This window comes from Arthrobacter cheniae, from assembly GCF_003602275.1.
GTDB classification, from domain to species: domain Bacteria; phylum Actinomycetota; class Actinomycetes; order Actinomycetales; family Micrococcaceae; genus Arthrobacter_D; species Arthrobacter_D cheniae.
Genome location: NZ_QZVT01000004.1, coordinates 246,834 through 263,650, shown reverse-complemented (window position 1 = coordinate 263,650; position 16,817 = coordinate 246,834). Strand labels below are relative to the sequence as shown.

The following is a 16,817-nucleotide window of genomic DNA, read 5'->3' as shown; positions in this document are numbered from 1 at the left end:
GTGGGTTCCCCTATGTTCCTGCCGGACCTACGCTTCCCGCATGGAACTGAATGCCCATCACGCCTCGTTCATCAGCGGATCCTACGAGTGCCTGAAGAGTGCGGCGATCGGCGGGGTGCCCGCGCAGCGGTTGCCGAAGGTCGTGGAGACCGTATCGGAGATGCTGTCGGTCATCGAGAAGGGCGGGCGCGACGCCGTCCTGGAGTACTCACGCACCCTCGACGGGTGGGGAGGCGGCGACCTCGAGATGGGTGCGGACTCCCTCCGGCGCACCGGGGACGCCCTCGAGCCCGCATTGCGCACAGCACTCGAGGCCGGGGCGGAACGCACCAGGAACTTCGCCGGGCTCCAGCTCCAGCATCTCCAGGACTTCGAGGCCGAGGTGATGCCGGGAGTGGTGGTGGGCCACCGGTACATCCCCGTCCAGCGTGTCGGCGCCTACCTCCCGGCCGGTCGCTTCCCCATCCTCGCCAGCGCCTTCATGACGGTCGGCGTCGCCAAGACGGCGGGCGTGCCCACCGTCGTCGCCTGTTCGCCGCCCACCTCCGCGACCGCCGGCAACCCTGCGGTGTTCTACTCCGCCTATTTGTCCGGCGTGGACCGGGCGTTCGTCGTCGGTGGTGTCCAGGCGCTCGCCGCCATGGCCTTCGGGCTGCTCGGGGAACAGCCCATGGACATGCTGGTCGGTGCAGGCAACGCCTTCGTCACCGAGGCCAAACGGCAACTCTTCGGGAGGGTGGGGATGGATCTGCTCGCCGGCCCGTCCGAGGTGGCCGTCATCGCCGATGACACCGCGGACCCCGTCATCGTCGCCGCGGACCTGCTCGGCCAGGCGGAACACGGCCCGCAGTCTCCCGCGGCTCTCGTCACCACCTCCCGCGAACTCGCCGTCGCGGTTCTCGCCGAGGTTGACCGCCAGTTGGAGGACCTGTCCACGCGGGACATCGCAGGAGCGGCGTGGCGCGACTACGGGACGGTGTACGTAGCGGACGACCGCGCGACCGCCGTCGAGCTCATGGACGTGCTCGCCCCCGAGCACCTGGAAGTCATCACGGCCGATGACGCCTACTACCAGACGAACCTCACCAACTACGGCTCGCTCTTCCTCGGTCCCTGGTCGACGGTTGCCTACTCCGACAAGGGCATCACCGGCACCAATCACGTCCTGCCCACCGGGGGTGGCGCGCGCTCCTCCGCCGGGTTGTCCGTCTCACGTTTCCTGAAGCCGCTGACCTTCCAGCGCATCGACCGCTCGGCCACGATGAACCTCGCTCCGCTGGTCTCCGAAATCTCCGCATACGAGGGCATGGAAGCCCACCAGCGCACCGCCGACTACCGCATCGCCCGATTCGGGAACCACGCAGCACCGACCAAGGAGCAACCATGAACAGCAGGCGAGCAGCAACCTCGATCGCAGCCGGGGCACTGGGAATCGCCCTGACCCTCACCGCGTGCGGGGGCGGCGATTCCGGCGGCAGTGAGGGAGGAGGGGGCGACGGTGAGATCACGACGATCACCATCGCCACCTCCAACGACGCGCCCTTCTCCTTCACCGACGAAGCCGGTGACCTGCAGGGCATCGACGGCGAGATGATCAACTGGATTGCCGAGAAGAAGGGCTGGGAGGTGGAGGTCTTCGTCTCCGAGTTCGCCACCCTGATCCCCGCTATCAAGGCCGGAAAGGCGGACACCGTCGTGGACGCCATGTACATCACGGACGTGCGCAAGGAAGAAGTGAACTTCACGGACACCTGGTACCAGCAGGGCGAGGGCATGGTGGTGCCCGGCGACTCGACCATGACCAACCGCGACGACGCCAAGGGCACCGTCATCGGAGTCCAGACCGGCACCACCTTCATCGAACTGGCCGAGTCCCTCGAGCCGAAGGAGATCAAGTACTTCGACTCACAGGCGGCACTCCTCACCGCGGTGGAGAACAAGCAGGTCGACGTCGTCTTCACCGACGCGGCCGTCGTCGCCTACAGCCTCGTCCAGAACCCGAATGACGCCATCAAGATCGTCGACCCCTATGAGCCCTTCTTCCCCGGCCTGATCGGAGCAGCAGTCCCCAAGGAGAACACGCAGCTGCTCGAGGAACTGAATTCCGGCCTCGCCGAGCTGAAGGCCTCCCCCGAGTACATGGAGATCCTCACGAAGTACGGACTGACCGAGAGCAACGCCGTCGACTGACCATTCCTTCCCGTTCCACCGAGGTCGAAAGGACATCGTCATCGAATTCATCGAGAGCACCCTCAGCTACTTCCCGCGCCTGCTCGCCGCTGCGCCGATCGTCATCCAGCTCGCGCTGGGGGCAATGGTGCTGGCCCTGGTCCTGGGACTGCTGCTGGCCCTGGCGCGGATCTCGAAGTCGAGGATCCTCCGGGGGATCGCCCTGGTCTACGTCGAGGTCATGCGGGGGACGCCGCTCCTGGTCCAGCTCGTGTACATCTTCTTCGTACTGCCGGCGATCGGGGTCAATATCGACCCGGTGCCGGCGGGAATCCTCGGGCTCGGGTTGAACTACGCGGCCTACCTGTCCGAGGTGTTCCGCTCTGCCATCCTGTCCGTCGAAGCCGGTCAGACGGAGGCCGCGCTGTCCCTCGGCTACACGCCGGGCAAGGCCCTGTGGAAGGTGGTGCTGCCGCAGTCGTTCATCGTCTCGCTCGGGCCGATCGGCAACTACTTCATCGCCATGGTGAAGGACACGGCGCTGACCTCGGTAATCGCGGTGACCGAGATCCTGAAGACCGCGAACGTCATCAACGCGCAGACGTTCGAGACCACCCAGGTCTACACGGCAGCTGCCCTGCTGTACCTGCTGATCAGCCTTCCGCTGTCCCGCATCGTGAGCGCGCTTGAGAAGAGGGCGAGGGTCCATGTCTGACGAAGTGATCGTGAGTGCCCGGGACGTCCACAAGACGTTCACGGTGACGAAGACCCCCGGGATCTTCAGCAGGCTCCGGGGAGCGCGGACCGAGATCAACCGGATCGAGGTGCTGAAGGGTGTCGATCTCGACGTCCACAAGGGACAGACCGTGGTGATCCTCGGCTCGAGCGGGTCCGGCAAGAGCACGCTGCTGCGCTGCATGAACAAGTTGGAGACCATCGACAGTGGCCGGATCCTCGTCAACGGGCACCTGGTGGGCTACGAGGAGCGCGACGGGAAGCTCGTGGACGAGAAGGCCTCTGTCACGGCACAGAAGCGGACCGATCTCGGCATGGTCTTCCAGCAGTTCAACCTGTTCCTCAACAAGACGGCGCTGGGCAATGTGATGGCGCCGCTGCAGGACGTGAAGAAGATGCCGCGGGAGGCGGCGGAGGAGCTCGCCCTCCAGAACCTCAAGCGGGTCGGACTGCTGGACCGCAAGGACAACTACCCGTCCAAGCTGTCCGGCGGCCAGAAGCAACGCGTGGCCATAGCCCGCGCGCTGGCCATGGATCCGAGCGTGATGCTCTTCGATGAGCCGACGTCGGCACTGGACCCGGAGTTGGTGGAGGAGGTGCTCGCCGTCATCAAGGCCATCGCCGCGCAGGGAACCACGATGGTGATCGTCACCCACGAGATGCAGTTCGCTCGCGATATCGCGGACGTGATCGTGGTGATGGACCAGGGCATCATCGTCGAGAAGGGAACGCCGGACGAGGTGTTCTTCAGGCCGAAACACGCGAAGACCTATGCGCTGCTCAAGCGGTCCGGGCTGGCGGTGGAACCTCCGGCCGCCTCGTGATTCCTGTATCTCGCAGGCTTTTCCGCGTAAACTCATCAGCCACCTGATGTTTCAGGTGACGAGGCGGACGATCGAAGGAGATCCAAATGGGTATCAGCAACATGGTCAAGAATGCTGCCGGACGCTACATCGGCAGGAAGGGCACCGGAACGACGACGGGACGGCCCGTAGGTGGAGCCGGTAGGGGAGTCGGTGGCGGCGTCGGTCGCGGCCGAAGCGGCAGCCCCGTTCCTTCGGGCAAGGTCGGTGGAATCCTTCGCAACCTGCTCAACCGCCGCTAGGAAGAATGCTCGGGCCCGTCCCGCGGGGAATAGGGCCCGAGCATCCCGCGGTTGAAAAGGATATGCAGATAGAGATTTGGTCAGATGTGAAGTGCCCATGGTGTTTCGTGGGTAAGCGCCGTTTCGAGAAGGCCCTGGCGGACTTCCCCCACCGTGATGGCGTCGAGGTGACGTGGAAGAGCTACCAGCTGGACCCGAGCCTCCCCGATCACTACGAGGGTACCGAGCAGCAGTACCTCGCGGAGCGCAAGGGGATCGACCCCGACCAGGTCCGTCAGATGTGGCAGCACCTCGCCGAGCAGGCCTCGGGTGAGGGGCTCGATTTCGACTTCGACCGCATTGTCGTCGGCAACAGTTTCACGGCCCACCGCTTCCTGCACCTCGCGAAGTCGCACGGACTGGGCGACGCTGCCAAGGAAGCAATCATGTCGGCCCATTTCGAGCAGGGCTTGGACACCTCTGACATAGACACCCTCGTCTCCCTGGGCACCGGGATCGGTCTCCGCGAGGACGAAATCCGCGAAACCGTGACCGGCGACCGCTTCGCCGACGATGTGCGTCGCGACATCGAAGAGGCGCAGACCCTCGGGGTCCAGGGCGTGCCATTCTTCGTCATCGACCGTAAGTACGGCATTTCCGGCGCCCAGCCTGCCGAACTGTTCCGGCAGGCACTCGACCAGGCGTGGCAGGAAGCGCATCCGCTGGTGTCACTGACGCAGTCCGCCGATGGTCCGGCGTGCGGACCTGACGGCTGCTAGCGGGCCGTTCCCGTGACGGGACGACGGCGGGGTGGCACCCCGCTCGTGGGGGGACACTGTGCCATCTTCTTCAGATCGTCCTGGACCCGGGCCAGCTCGCGTTGTCGCTGGGCCTTGAGTTCCTGGGCGTCCGGCCGGTGGTGCCGCCTCGGCTCGGAGGCGGCAGCGGATGACGCCTCCGCGTCATCCTCCGGAGCGCCGTCCTCGTGCACGGTCTTCTCGTCATTCAGGGGATCGAAGAACAATCCGTCGCGATGCATCAGCTCTCCTCCAGCGTCCGGTATCTTCCTCCGAGGTTAGCCTTCCCGTGTTTCCGACTGTTTTCGTGCGCGGTCAGCCGAGACCTGAGGCGTGCGCGACGACAGTGCCGCCGTCGTTGATCCGTGACACGGCCCAGCCGATACCGCCGATCGCGTAGAGCGAGACGGGCACCAGGAGGCACCACTCACGGACGGACCCGGCGTTGCCGAGGACGGGCACCGCGATGTTCCCGTTGGGACGCCAGACCTGCGCGACCACCGGCAGCTTCGCAAGATTGCGCGGACGCCGAAGGCGGAAGGGGTAGACGGGATTGCACCCGCCGGTGGTCAGCATGTCGCCGAGGATGTGGACGACGACGCCGATGCCCACCGCGAGCGGGAACCAGAACTGCTCCTCCGGCGCGAAGGCTGTGACGAAAGCTCCTGCTGTGAGCCCGACAGCCCACGGAGAACGGCGCATGCCATCGGGGATGATCTTCAGCGCCTTCGCCGCAAAGGAAACCAGCAACACGGTCAGCACCCCCGCACCCGGGTATACCGTCCCGAAATCGACGGTGTCCACGGTCCACAGCCCGGAAATGAAGGCGACGGCGACGAAGCAGGCGACGCCGAGCAGCGAATGCGTGCCGCGCCGGTGGCCGCCGGAGATGGTGCCGATCCCGGCGCACAGCAGGTTGGACAGCGGTGGCAGGGAATGCGCGATCGTGGCGTTGTGATGGTCGGCGTCCGGCAGCAGGGCTGCGCCCGCCGTAACGAGGGCCCCGGTGACGACGCCGACCGGGCTGACGTCGAGCAGTCCGAGGCCGAGTGTCACGGACTCCGGAAGACCGGGGATCAGCAGTGCCGGATGCACCTCGATCCGGGTGGTCGCGGCGACCCAGGCGGCGGCGCCGCAGGCAGCATGGTGGGCGCCCATCATGGCGGGGTGTCCTCTCGGTGAGACCGGGCCGGACTGCAGGATCGCAACCGGCGGAAGGGTCCCATCCTGTCGTGTGCCACCGTCATTCTCCGGGATGACCGACGAGGTCGGACACGCGGCACGGGTCTCCGCCTGGCGCCGGCCCAAAATCCCTGCCGGAATGACTTCCGCACATCAGGGGTTTCCGGAGGTATGCCCCTTCGCTTTCCCGCCGTGTCCATACTCGATCGTGCGCAGTCCCGTTCCGGGTCCTCCGAGGAGGCCACACTGCAGCAGGTCATCACGCGGGCACGGCGTGCGGAGCGGCTCGGCTACCGGAGGTTCTGGGTTGCAGAACATCATGGGGTGCCGGGTATCGCGGGATCCGCCCCCGCCGTCCTGGCCGCAGCGGTGGCGTCGGCCACGACGACGATCCGCGTGGGTACGGGTGGGATCATGCTCCCCAACCATCAGCCGCTGGTCGTTGCCGAGCAGGCGGCCACCCTGCGCGCGCTGTCCGCGGGACGGTTCGACCTGGGTGTGGGCCGTTCGCTCGGCTTCACGCAGGCTGTACGTGCGGCACTGCGGGCGGACAAGAAGGACTCGGAACGCTTCGGAGCGGACATCGCAGAGCTGCTCGCGTTCCTCGGCGGCTCCTCGGCCGTCACCGCGCGGCCGCAGGACGGCGGGCGGACACCCGTGTTCGTACTCGCCACCGGGCAGGGAGTGGACATCGCGGCGCAGGCCGGTCTCGCCGTCGTGCTGGGCGGTCCTGCCCTGTTCCGGGACCGCGCCAGCGTGCTGGAACGCTACCGGGACTCGTTCCGGCCCTCACCCTGGTGGGACCGGCCGTACATCGTCGCCTCACTCAATGTGTCGGTCGCCGAAACGACGCCGGACGCCCGGCACCTGCTCCTGCCGGAGGCCCGGGCGCTCGCCGTCTCACGGACGAAAGGCTTCTTCCCTGCGTTGGAGGCGGTAACCGGCCATCAGCTGAACGCAAGGGAGACCGGGCTCGTGGAGGAGTCACTCGGCTCCGCGATCTACGGAACGCCTGCTGAAGTAACGCGGCAGCTCGCCGATCTCCACGCGCGGACCGGCGCGGACGAGTTCCTCGTCAGCGGCGGAGCGTTCGATCTGGAAGCCCAGGAGCGCTCGGACGAGATGCTGGCGGGGCTGGTCGCAGCTCAGGCCCGGCCGTGACGGGCAGTCGCGGCTCGGGCCCAGGCATGACGGGGTGGTTGTCCCCAGCAGGCGGTCAGCTGGAGTAGGTGTAGCTGCCGCCGCGCAGGTCCGTCGGCATCGAGGTCGTGACGTAGGTGCCGCGCCCCATCGAGAAGGTCGGCGTGGAGCCGGTCACATATTGGCCTTGTGTAGCCGGCTGGGGCATGTTGCTGGTCACGTACCTGCCACCCTCACGTACTGGCGAGGTGGATTCGACGACCGGCGACGAGGTTACGGTGGGGCGGCGGGTGAGGTTCGGGCGCTCGATGAGAGTCATGGCTGGTTCCTTCGGTCGGTGCGGTCGGTCGCGTGAAGCGCCGGCGGCTTGTTGTGGGCGTGCTTGATCGCGGGTGGTCGGTCAGGACCACGAGGGGAGATGCGGTGTCAGTCGATGTGCTCTGGAGTGGAGAAGTCCTGGCACTCCCGGCACAGGCCGTTGAACGTGACTTCTGCTGCAAAAACAGCGAAGCCGGACGCATCGGACGGAGTGAGGCAGGGTGCCGCTCCGATGACGCAATCGACGTCCTTGATCGCTCCGCAGCGGATACACACCAGATGATGGTGGTTGTCCCCGACACGGCATTCGAACAGGGCAGGTGAACCCGCCGGGTCGAAACGACGGACGAGTCCCGCTCCCGTGAGGGCTGCCAGGATTCCGTAGACGGCCTGGCTCGACGTGCCCTTCAGTACGGGACGAACCTTGTCCGTGACCTTCTCCGCACTCGAGTGCGGATTGTCCTGCAGGGCCTCGAGGACGGCGACGCGTGGGACGGTCACCCGTAACCCGGCAGCGCGGATGGACTGCCGGAGCGTGTCCGTCCGGGAGTCGGATTCAGGTGATTGCGTCATGCATCAAGCCTACGTCTTGTTTTGAATGACTCAAAATAAGGAGGCTGTCAGATGCATCACAGGCAGTGCCCCGGACGTCCTTCTCCCCTTCGCTCACGACGGCGGTCTCTGTGCAGCAGGGGATTGTCGCGGCGCTCGCCCTCGTGGATCGGGACCGGACGCCGACCGATCGTCCTGTCCAGCCGGATCAAAACAGTAAGCCTGCTTGTTTTTCCGCCTCCGGTCGTTCTACTCTGACGATCGCCGCCCGATTCCCGGCGGCCGGATCCGATGACAGGAATGCCATGCTCTCCATGAACGATCTCACGCCCCTTCACGGCCGTCGCAGCGCCGTCGTCACCGAGCAGGGCGACAAGGTGGGATCGCTGGGGGAGGTGTACCTCAGCGATGTCACCGAGGACCCCACCTGGATCACGGTCCACACTGGCCTGTTCGGCACCAAGGAATCCTTCGTCCCACTTCACGGTGCCACGGTGCAGGGCGGCCACGTCGTCGTGGCCTACCCGCGGGACCTGATCAGGCGCGCCCCCTCCACGGAGCGCGACGGACAGCTGGGTCCGGGCGATGAGAACGGGCTGTACCAGCACTACGACCTGGTGGACCCGGCCGCGCCGGCTCAGCAGGATGCCTCCACCAACGAACAGTCATCGATCGGGCAGGTCGCGCCGGCCGGGCAGGTCGCGGCGGTCTCGCCGGCTCAGCCGGAGGTACCGGTCGGTCACGACGAGTCGATCACCGCGGACGTACCGGTCAGCCCGGACGTTCCGGTCAGGAGCGACGAACCCGTGGCTCGCGACGAGACCCTCGGTGGGCTGGTGGCTGATGGGGCTGACTCCGGCAAACGGTGGATGATCCGCTCGGAGGAACGGCTCCGGGTGGGCACGGAGCAGTATGAGGCCGCTCGCGTCCGCCTGAGGAAGTACGTCGTCACCGAGGAAGAGACGAAAGCGGTGCCGCTGCGCAGGGACGAACTTCGGGTCGAGCGGGAACCGATCGGCCCGGGAACCCTCGACTTCGTGCCCGACGATTCGCTGTTCCAGGAGGACTCCGTGGAGATGGTCGGGCACGAGGAAGTTGCCGTGGTGCGGAAGGAGACCGTGGCCGTCGAACGCGTCCGGCTGAACAAGGCAACGATCACCGGGAGGACGACGGTCAGGGAGCAGGTTCGGAAAGAGCGCATCGAGAGCAGCGTCGAGGGTGAAACCGCAGGTGGCACCCGGAAGGGACGTCGCTCGTCCGCAACCGGACGAGCCTCTGGGAAGACCTCCGCAGGCCACGACGACGAGGACCGGTCCTCGAGGGTCGCGACGAACAGCCCCAATGCGCTGATCAAGGGGAAGAAGAAGCGGCGCTGACCAGGAGGCAGGAAGCACGGGAAAGTATCGTGGGCCTGATGGCACCCACCGAGAACGACGATGCCGAAGCGTTCGCGTCCTACCAGTCCGCCTTCTCCGAGGAACCCGGCTACCTGAATTTCGCGAGCTACGGCCCGCCGTCGAGCAATGTCCGTGACCGCGTTGCGCATCTCCTGGAGACGGCCGGCAACGGCGAAGTCGGCGGTATGGACCACCTCCACGGTGAGGATCTTCGCGCGCGGTCGGCGTTCTCCCGGCTGACGGGCTTCCCCCTGGACCAGGTCGGCCTGACCGCCAGCACGTCGCTGGGGTTGTTCCAGGTGGCGTTCGGCCTCGCCGGTGGAACCGTGCTGGTCAGCGCCGGCGAGTTCCCGGCCAATACCTACCCGTGGCTGCGGACGAGCGGTGCAGGCCGGGCCCGCGTGGAACTGATCGGCGTCCCCGGCACCCACGTGACGCCCGACGTCGTCGCCCGTGGACTCACCGACGATACCGTCGCGGTCAGCGTGAGCGCGGTCGACTTCCGCACGGGCTACCGCGCGGACCTCGCCGGTATCCGGGAGGTGATCGGACCGGACCGTCTTCTCGTGGTGGACGGCGTCCAGGGGTTCGGCGTTGTCGACAACGAGTGGACGCTGGCCGACGTGCTGGTCGCAGGTGCCCAGAAGTGGGTGCGCGGTTCCTGGGGCGTGGCCGCTATCGCGGTATCGCCGCAGGGCGTCGAGCGGATCGAGCCGCTACTCACCGGGTGGACCGGCGTCACCGACTCCAAACGGTACGACGGCGACGAGCATCCGCCCCTGCCGGGGGCAGAGCGCTTCTCCATCTCGAACCTCTCGCCCTACGCGACCGGTGCGTTCGCCGAGGCCCTCGAGCTGATCGAGTCGGTGGGAGTGCCGGCCATCGAGGGCATCATCGCCACTCACGCACAGGCTCTCGTCGACAGGCTCGACGATGCCGGCGTGCCGGTCCTCTCACCGCGTGACCGCGGCGAACGGGCGGGCATCGTGGCCGTGGGGCTTTCCGGACGGGCAGCCGAGGCGCAGCTGGCCCTCGCGGGAGCAGGCATCTCCACCACGCAGCACGGGGAGGACCGCATCCGGCTCTCCGTCCACGCCACAACCCGTTCCGAGGTGTTCCAGGAGGCAGCAAGGGTGCTATCGGCGTTCGCCTGAGTTGCGCACTATAGACGGCAGCCCGCCCCTGCGCCAGAGCTCGTGCTGTTGTCGCCCGGCGGATCAAGGATCATCTCCACAATGTCCGAGCGCAGTGCTAGCGTCCCGTCCAGAACGTGTGACCTAGGCAACATGTTCGTAACCTCAGGCACTTACCCTGAGCGTGGTCTACATCGGCTGGGACATTGCCATAAAAAGGAGAACCCTTGAATTCCACTACTCGTACCCGGGGGCTACGGTGCGCGATGGCGCTCGCCGTGACCACCGCCGTCGTGCTCGCTCCCGTGAGCGCGCAGGCCACCACCGGCACCGCAGCGGATGCGCCGACAGCGGCGTCGTCGTTCACGGCCTCACCCGGGGCTGACGGCCGCGCTGGTGCGGCGGAAAAGCTCGACGACCGCTCCGATCCCGCGGCGGAAGAACGTCGCGACCTCAACCAGCAGGCCGTGGAGATGGTGATCTCCGGCGAAGCGAAGGTCGAGAACCGCGGCGGCTCGAAGTCGGTGAAGGTCGCTCCAGGTCAGTGGGCGCAGTACGGACTGGAGGACAGCGACCAGATCCTGTCCTTCCTCGTCGACTTCGGCGATGCGACGGATCCGCGGTACCCCACAGCCGCTCCGGGCCCCATCCGCAACACCATCAAGGAACCGGACCGGGCCGTGGACAATTCCACGTACTGGTCCGACACCTTCGACCGCGAGCACTACCTCGACATGTTCTTCAGCGAGGAGGGCGAATCGCTGAAGGGCGTCTACGAGGAGATGTCGAGCGGCCGTTATACGGTCGACGGCGACGTCAGCGACTGGGTGACCGTGCCCAACTCCTCCGCCAGCTACGGCGAGACGGAAAGCCAGGCGGACATGACCCGCTTCGTGCAGGACACCGCCGATGCCTGGTACGAATCGCAGGTCGCCGCCGGAAAGACGGCTGCAGAGATCGACGCGTACCTCGCGACGTTCGACCAGTGGGACCGCTACGACTTCGACAAGGACGGCGACTTCGACGAGGCCGACGGCTACATCGACCACTTCCAGGCGATCCACGCCGGGGAGGGTGAGGAGGCGGGTGCTGCCTCGTCCGCCATCTGGTCGCACCGCTGGTCCGTCGGCCAGGCAGGACGCGGTACCTCCGGTCCGGTAGCCAACCCCTTCGGCGGCATCAAGATCGGCAATTCGGACCTCTGGATCCGCGACTACACCACGGAGCCCGAGAACGGCGGCCTCGGTGTGTTCGCCCACGAATACGGACACGACCTCGGACTGCCGGATCTTTATGACACGAGTGGTGGCGAGAACGGCACAGGCTTCTGGACCCTTATGAGTTCCGGATCCTGGCTCGGCCATGGTGACGGCTCCATCGGCACCACGCCCAACCACATGGGTGCCTGGGAAAAGCTGCAGCTCGGCTGGCTGGATTACGACGTCGCCACTGCCGGCGTGAAGTCGACGCACGAAATCGGCCCTTCGTTCCACGCCACGAAGGCGCCGGAGGCCGTCGTCGTGAACCTGCCGAAGGACGCCGCGGGCAACAACCGCTTCTACATCGCCGAGAACCGCGTGTACGCGGGGTACGACGCGACGCTCGCCTCGGGTCCGTACAACTTCGGCTGGGGCGTCACGGCGCCTGACACCGTGGAGCACTACGCGTACCAGGACGGCCTGAGCATCACGTACTGGAACACGGCGCAGCGCAACAACAACACGCGCCAGCACCCGGGCTCCGGCTTGGCCCTGCCCGTGGACGCACACCCGAAGGCCCTCACCTGGTCCGACGGCACGATCGTCCGCAACCGCATCCAGAGTTTCGACGCGACATTCGGCAAGCAGGCCACCGACGCACTGAGCCTGCACCGCGAGGTTCCGTCGGGCATGACCACGCTGACGGCGCCGTCGCAGCCCGGCGTCGCCGTGTTCGACGACACCAACCCGAACGCCTACTACGACGCCGCGAACCCGCAGGGCTCGGTCGTGGTGGCAGGCACTGGAACGAAGATCGAGGTCGTCCAGTCCAACGCGACCGGGAAGCTGACCCTACAGGTCCGCTGACGCTCGAGATGTGCACGCAGAAGGAGCCGGGAGGTGACTCCCGGCTCCTTCTGTGCCCGGCCCTAGTGGGTGCGTCGCGTACGCCGCGGTTGCGACACGACGGCGACGCCGAGGGCAAGGGCGACGGCCACGATACTGAGGATCCCGGCGGCCACGTAGCGCAGCGGTGGTCCGGTTTCCACCTGGGCCGCCGGCGCCGCGAAGGCCTCGTCGGCCGGCGGCTGCGCCGTGGTGGAATCCTCGGCGGGTGCGGTCCGGACGGATCCCGAGGGGTTCGAGGAAGGGACTGCTGGAGCTGGAGCCTCGGCACCTCCCACACCGACGGCGTTATTGGCCGGCCGGGGGAGAGCCGGCGCAGCGGAGGCCGACGCCGGAGCGTCGGGAGGCGCCGCAACCGATGCGGATGGGGACATCGAGGGGGATGGTGATGTCGACACTGTGGGGGCGGTAGAGGAGGGTACCGACGGAGCCGGGGCCGGCTCGGGCACGACGCCGGGCGAAGCGGTGGGATCCGGCGTATCGGCCGCAGGCCCGGACGGTATCGCGCTCGGCGGCGTCGAGGGAGGAGCACCGGACGGCTCGACGGGTGGACTTGCCGGTGCGGGACGTGGCGGTGGTCCTGGAGGCCGAGTGGGAGGGCCTGGGGCATCCGTCGGCGGAGCGATGACCTCCTCCATCGGGGGTGAGGGCACCACCGGGCCTACCTGCCCTGCGATCGTCGGGTGCGCAACGGAGACGCCGGGAACGGCCAGCAGGAATCCGCTAGTGAGCACGAGGGTTGCAAGGGCGCGGGAGAAGCGCATGGCGTGGTCTTTCGGGGGACGGGACCGGATTCTTCTGATCCGAAGCATGCTGAAGGCTCGTTGAATTCTACGCCGAAACCACGCCTGGACCCACTCCTGCGTGCCGCACGTCCGGTGCTTGACGCGGTCATCGAAGCAGTGCTGGGGAGACGCGACCGCTCCGCCACGGGTGCCTGCATTGTTCTCCTCAACGATGATGCGCCGGCCCCTGCCCTGATTGCCGGGAGGAGGTGCGGCACCGCCGTGAGGGGCTCCGGCGGCCCACCAGCTTCGACTGTTGACGGGTACTTCCGGGCGGCGGAAGCTGGAGGCAGCCCACCGGACCGTCCCTGCCGCTCGTCCATCCGGCAGCTCGGCCACTCCGAAGACAAAGGGTTATCAACGCACCACAGCGGACCGGATCCGGTCCGCTCCTGAGCGTGAAAGGTACAGCATGCCCTTCCTCACCATCCCAGCAGCGCATTCGACCACCCCGGTGGACCTCCACTACGAGGACTATGGCGTCGGGAAGCCGATCGTCCTGATCCATGGCTGGCCCCTCAGCGGCCGTTCCTGGGAGGGGCAGGTCCCCGCCCTCGTGGCGGCCGGCTATCGCGTCATCACCTATGACCGCCGTGGCTTCGGCCAGTCGTCGCAGCCGTGGTCAGGCTACGACTACGACACCTTCGCCGCAGACCTCGAAGCGTTGCTCGACGAACTGGACCTGCACGACGTCGTCATCGTCGGCTTCTCCATGGGCGGTGGCGAACTCGCCCGGTATGTCGGCACCTACGGGGAGGAGCGCGTCGCGAAGCTCGTCTTCGCCAGTGCGGTGACGCCGTACCTGTGGAAGTCGGAGGACAATCCTGACGGCGGCGTCGACCAGGACCTGGCTGACTGGTTCTCGACCGGAATCACCGGTGACCGGGCGGCCTTCCTCCACGAGTTCCTGAAGATGTTCTTCACGGCAGGCAAGCCCACGCTGCTGAACCGGCCGATGGTGAGCGACGAGCAGATCGCCTACAACCTGTCGATCGCGCTCGCAGCCTCGCCGAAGGGCACCCTCGATGCCACTGCGGCCTTCGCGACGACGGATTTCAGGAGTGACCTGGGCAAGGTCACGGTGCCCACCCTCGTGATCCACGGTGATTCGGACACGATCGTGCCCTTCGAGGTCAGCGGCAAGAGGACGGCGGCGGCCATTGCCGGCAGCGAGACCGTCCTGATCGAGGGCGCCCCGCACGGGCTGACGGTGTCCCACCGTGACGAGTGGAACCGGCACCTGCTCACTTTCCTCGCCAAGTAGTTCATCCGCCAAGGGCCACCCATCCTCCCGGAGGCTGGGTGGCCCTTCGGCTGCCGCCGTCCACGGCGGTGGTCCGACCTCGACGGTGGTCCGACGTCGACGACGGTGGCGTGGTGCCTGCAGTGGTCAGCCCAGCAGAGAGTGGTCGCCCAGTCGATGGTAGGAGCGGTTGTGGTAGACGAGCGGCGCGACGTCGTCGTTCCCGCCCTGCTCGATGGAGAGGACCTCCGCGGCGAGGATCATCGATCCCCCGACCGCCAGGCGGTGCAGGAGGCGGCACCGCAGGGCCCAGGGCGCCTCGGTCAGAAGCGGCTCGCCCGACGGAAGTGCGCGCCACTGGGTTGCTCCGCCGAAGCGATCGGCCCCGCGGGTCGCGAAGAGGCGGGCGATGTCGAGCTGGTCCGCTCCGAGGAGATGCACGATCAGTGTGTCAGCCTGCACCAGGACGGCGGCAGACGACGACGCCGTCGAGACCGAGAAGGCGAGGACGGGCGGATCCGCTGAGACCGAGGACACCGACGACGCCGTCAGGCCGACCGGTCCGGCCGGCCCCTGCGCCGTGATGACCGCGATGCCCGCGGGATGGGCGCGGAAAGCGTCCTTGAAAAGATCGGTGGTGGGGATGGCACACTCCATCGGGGCAGTCATGGTTTAAACGCTAGAACCTCAACAGAGGTTGAGGTCAAATCGGGGATCACGGTTCGAGGAGGGTGGACGGGATGCCGCGGCGGCCCGCATCGTCGTTCGGGTTGACGAAGCCGCACGAGGCCAGCGAGAGGCAGCCGCAACCGATGCAACCGCCCAACCGATCCCTCAGGTGCTCCAACTGGGCGATGCGCTGCTCGATCTCCTGCCGCCACACACCCGATAGCCGTTGCCAGTCCTCCTGGTCCGGCACCCCGTCCTGCGGCAGCGCGTCGAAGGCGGTGGCGACGGTGGCGAGCGGGATCCCCGCTCGCTGCGCCGCGCGGATGACTGCGACCCGGCGGAGGATCGAGCGGTCGTACCGGCGCTGGTTGCCCGAGGTGCGACGGCTCCTGATGAGGCCCTGCCGCTCGTAGAAGTGCAGGGCCGAGACGCTCATGCCGCTACGCGCGGCAAGTTGTCCTACCGACAGGTCCTGGTCGTTCTGCACGCCGCGTCCCTACCCGCCCAGGAGCTCACCGACGTACTGCTTCAGCGGCGTCGTCGGGCGGCCGATGATCCGCGACAGGGTGCCGTCGCTCTCTGCGAGGAGACCGTCGGCGATATTGGCGTCGACGGCGGCGACGAAGCCGGCCGTGCCGTCGTCGAGCCCGAAGCCCTGCAGCGCGGCGACGTGCTCGTCCGTGGACACCTGGTTGACCGTGACCTCATGGCCTGCGACCTCGGCCACGGCCGAAGCGAGTTCGTCGACGTTCCAGGGCTCGTCGCCGCCGAGTTCGAGGATCTCGCCCGCGTAGTCCTCCGACAGCAGGACGACGGCGGCTGCTTCCGCGAAGTCACGACGGGTGGCGCTGGCGACCCTGCCGGTGCCCGCGCTGGTCAGGATGATCCCGGTCGAGGCGGCCTGACGGATGGTGTCGTCATAGTTCTCTGTGTACCAGTTGTTCCGTAGCACCGTGTAGGTGAGTCCGGAGCCTTCGAGCAGCCCCTCGGTGGCCTTGTGTTCGGGTGCGAGGACGAGGGCCGAGGTGGAGGCCTTCGGGGCGCTCGTGTAGACGAGTGTGGCGTCGACCCTGCGGGCGGCGTCGATGACGGCCTTGTGCTGCACCGAGCGCTTGCCCACCTCGTTGCCCGAGATGAGCAGGATCCGGTCGGCCCCCACGAAGGCGTCGTCGAGCGTGGAGGGGTCGGAGTAGTCGATACGGGCGGTGCGGACGCCGCGGTCGGCGAGCTTGCCGAGCGCATCCTCGTTGCGGCCGGCGGCGACGACGGTCGACGGGTCGACGCCGCGGGCCAGCAGCTGCTCGACGACCTGGCGGCCGAGGTGGCCGGTGGCTCCGGTAATGACGATGGTCATGGATGTCCTCCTGCTCAGGCACCCGTTGGGTGCGACTACAGGCGGTAACCGGCTTCGGCCGAAAAGGCTTCCCGAAAAAGCGTGCTTATAGCTGGTGTCGCTGCTCGACGGGAACCAGGAGGCCGTGGACACCGGGCCCGGCGAGCCGGTAGGA

The 16,817-nt window shown here is 67.2% G+C and carries 19 protein-coding genes; 11 read left to right on the top strand and 8 right to left on the bottom strand.

The window, feature by feature from the left end:
* The first annotated feature begins 40 nt into the window (after nt 1-40).
* The 6 genes from hisD (at nt 41) to D6T63_RS09065 (ending at nt 4,767) form a co-directional block, all read left to right on the top strand.
* Nucleotides 41-1,387: a histidinol dehydrogenase gene (hisD, locus tag D6T63_RS09090; protein ID WP_120148677.1), complete on the top strand. Its 1,347-nt coding sequence runs from the start codon at nt 41-43 to the stop codon at nt 1,385-1,387.
* Nucleotides 1,384-2,190 (top strand): ABC transporter substrate-binding protein, encoded by an 807-nt coding sequence (locus D6T63_RS09085; RefSeq protein ID WP_120148676.1) that lies wholly within the window; start codon nt 1,384-1,386, stop codon nt 2,188-2,190. The genes hisD and D6T63_RS09085 overlap by 4 nt, the downstream gene beginning before the upstream one ends.
* A gap of 34 nt (nt 2,191-2,224) precedes the next feature.
* Complete coding sequence (locus tag D6T63_RS09080) at nt 2,225-2,884, top strand: amino acid ABC transporter permease (protein WP_120148675.1); 660 nt, start codon at nt 2,225-2,227, stop codon at nt 2,882-2,884.
* Entirely contained in the window at nt 2,877-3,728 is an 852-nt protein-coding gene (locus D6T63_RS09075) for an amino acid ABC transporter ATP-binding protein (RefSeq protein ID WP_120148674.1), read from the top strand. Before D6T63_RS09080 ends, D6T63_RS09075 begins: the two co-directional genes overlap by 8 nt.
* An 86-nt stretch (nt 3,729-3,814) precedes the next feature.
* Nucleotides 3,815-4,009, top strand: a complete 195-nt coding sequence (locus tag D6T63_RS09070; RefSeq protein WP_120148673.1) for a hypothetical protein — start codon at nt 3,815-3,817, stop codon at nt 4,007-4,009.
* Between the two features lie 62 nt (nt 4,010-4,071).
* Nucleotides 4,072-4,767, top strand: a complete 696-nt coding sequence (locus D6T63_RS09065; RefSeq protein WP_120148672.1) for a DsbA family oxidoreductase — start codon at nt 4,072-4,074, stop codon at nt 4,765-4,767.
* On the opposite strand, the gene D6T63_RS09060 is transcribed toward D6T63_RS09065, so the two are convergent.
* Nucleotides 4,764-5,027 carry a hypothetical protein gene (locus D6T63_RS09060; protein WP_120148671.1) on the bottom strand — a complete coding sequence of 88 codons (264 nt, stop codon included), beginning with the start codon at nt 5,025-5,027 and terminating at the stop codon, nt 4,764-4,766. The genes D6T63_RS09065 and D6T63_RS09060 overlap by 4 nt on opposite strands.
* A gap of 73 nt (nt 5,028-5,100) precedes the next feature.
* Nucleotides 5,101-5,946 (bottom strand): metal-dependent hydrolase, encoded by an 846-nt coding sequence (locus D6T63_RS09055; RefSeq protein ID WP_120148670.1) that lies wholly within the window; start codon nt 5,944-5,946, stop codon nt 5,101-5,103.
* A 213-nt stretch (nt 5,947-6,159) separates the two neighbouring features.
* Between D6T63_RS09055 and D6T63_RS09050 the strand changes: the two genes are divergently transcribed.
* Nucleotides 6,160-7,128 (top strand): MsnO8 family LLM class oxidoreductase, encoded by a 969-nt coding sequence (locus D6T63_RS09050; RefSeq protein WP_235830649.1) that lies wholly within the window; start codon nt 6,160-6,162, stop codon nt 7,126-7,128.
* Nucleotides 7,129-7,183: 55 nt separating this feature from the next.
* On the opposite strand, the gene D6T63_RS09045 is transcribed toward D6T63_RS09050, so the two are convergent.
* Nucleotides 7,184-7,426: a hypothetical protein gene (locus tag D6T63_RS09045; RefSeq protein WP_120148668.1), complete on the bottom strand. Its 243-nt coding sequence runs from the start codon at nt 7,424-7,426 to the stop codon at nt 7,184-7,186.
* Between the two features lie 107 nt (nt 7,427-7,533).
* Nucleotides 7,534-7,998: a Fur family transcriptional regulator gene (locus D6T63_RS09040; RefSeq protein ID WP_120148667.1), complete on the bottom strand. Its 465-nt coding sequence runs from the start codon at nt 7,996-7,998 to the stop codon at nt 7,534-7,536.
* Nucleotides 7,999-8,282: 284 nt separating this feature from the next.
* Here D6T63_RS09040 and D6T63_RS09035 point away from each other — a divergent pair, with 284 nt between their 5' ends.
* The 3 genes from D6T63_RS09035 to D6T63_RS09025 all read left to right on the top strand — a co-directional run bounded on the left by D6T63_RS09035 (nt 8,283) and on the right by D6T63_RS09025 (nt 12,573).
* The gene (locus D6T63_RS09035; RefSeq protein WP_120148666.1) at nt 8,283-9,353 is read left to right on the top strand and encodes a PRC and DUF2382 domain-containing protein; all 1,071 of its coding nucleotides are present in this window, start codon (nt 8,283-8,285) and stop codon (nt 9,351-9,353) included.
* A 38-nt stretch (nt 9,354-9,391) separates the two neighbouring features.
* A complete protein-coding gene (locus tag D6T63_RS09030) occupies nt 9,392-10,528 on the top strand; it encodes an aminotransferase class V-fold PLP-dependent enzyme (protein ID WP_147394325.1) in 1,137 nt (378 codons plus the stop codon).
* A 206-nt stretch (nt 10,529-10,734) separates the two neighbouring features.
* The gene (locus tag D6T63_RS09025; protein ID WP_235830648.1) at nt 10,735-12,573 is read left to right on the top strand and encodes an immune inhibitor A domain-containing protein; all 1,839 of its coding nucleotides are present in this window, start codon (nt 10,735-10,737) and stop codon (nt 12,571-12,573) included.
* A gap of 62 nt (nt 12,574-12,635) precedes the next feature.
* Here the strand turns inward: D6T63_RS09025 and D6T63_RS19525 are convergent, their stop codons facing one another.
* A complete protein-coding gene (locus D6T63_RS19525) occupies nt 12,636-12,986 on the bottom strand; it encodes a hypothetical protein (RefSeq protein WP_147394324.1) in 351 nt (116 codons plus the stop codon).
* 823 nt (nt 12,987-13,809) lie between these two features.
* Here D6T63_RS19525 and D6T63_RS09015 point away from each other — a divergent pair.
* On the top strand, nt 13,810-14,661 hold the full coding sequence (locus tag D6T63_RS09015; protein ID WP_120148662.1) for an alpha/beta fold hydrolase: 852 nt from the start codon (nt 13,810-13,812) through the stop codon (nt 14,659-14,661).
* Between the two features lie 126 nt (nt 14,662-14,787).
* Here D6T63_RS09015 and D6T63_RS09010 read toward each other — a convergent pair whose 3' ends face one another.
* Genes D6T63_RS09010 through D6T63_RS09000 form a run of 3 tightly spaced genes read right to left on the bottom strand, consistent with a single transcriptional unit; the run spans nt 14,788 to nt 16,663 of the window.
* Nucleotides 14,788-15,309 (bottom strand): flavin reductase family protein, encoded by a 522-nt coding sequence (locus D6T63_RS09010; RefSeq protein WP_120148661.1) that lies wholly within the window; start codon nt 15,307-15,309, stop codon nt 14,788-14,790.
* 46 nt (nt 15,310-15,355) lie between these two features.
* On the bottom strand, nt 15,356-15,796 hold the full coding sequence (gene soxR / locus D6T63_RS09005) for a redox-sensitive transcriptional activator SoxR (protein ID WP_235830647.1): 441 nt from the start codon (nt 15,794-15,796) through the stop codon (nt 15,356-15,358).
* Between the two features lie 9 nt (nt 15,797-15,805).
* Complete coding sequence (locus tag D6T63_RS09000) at nt 15,806-16,663, bottom strand: SDR family oxidoreductase (RefSeq protein WP_120148659.1); 858 nt, start codon at nt 16,661-16,663, stop codon at nt 15,806-15,808.
* Nucleotides 16,664-16,817: the final 154 nt, after the last annotated feature.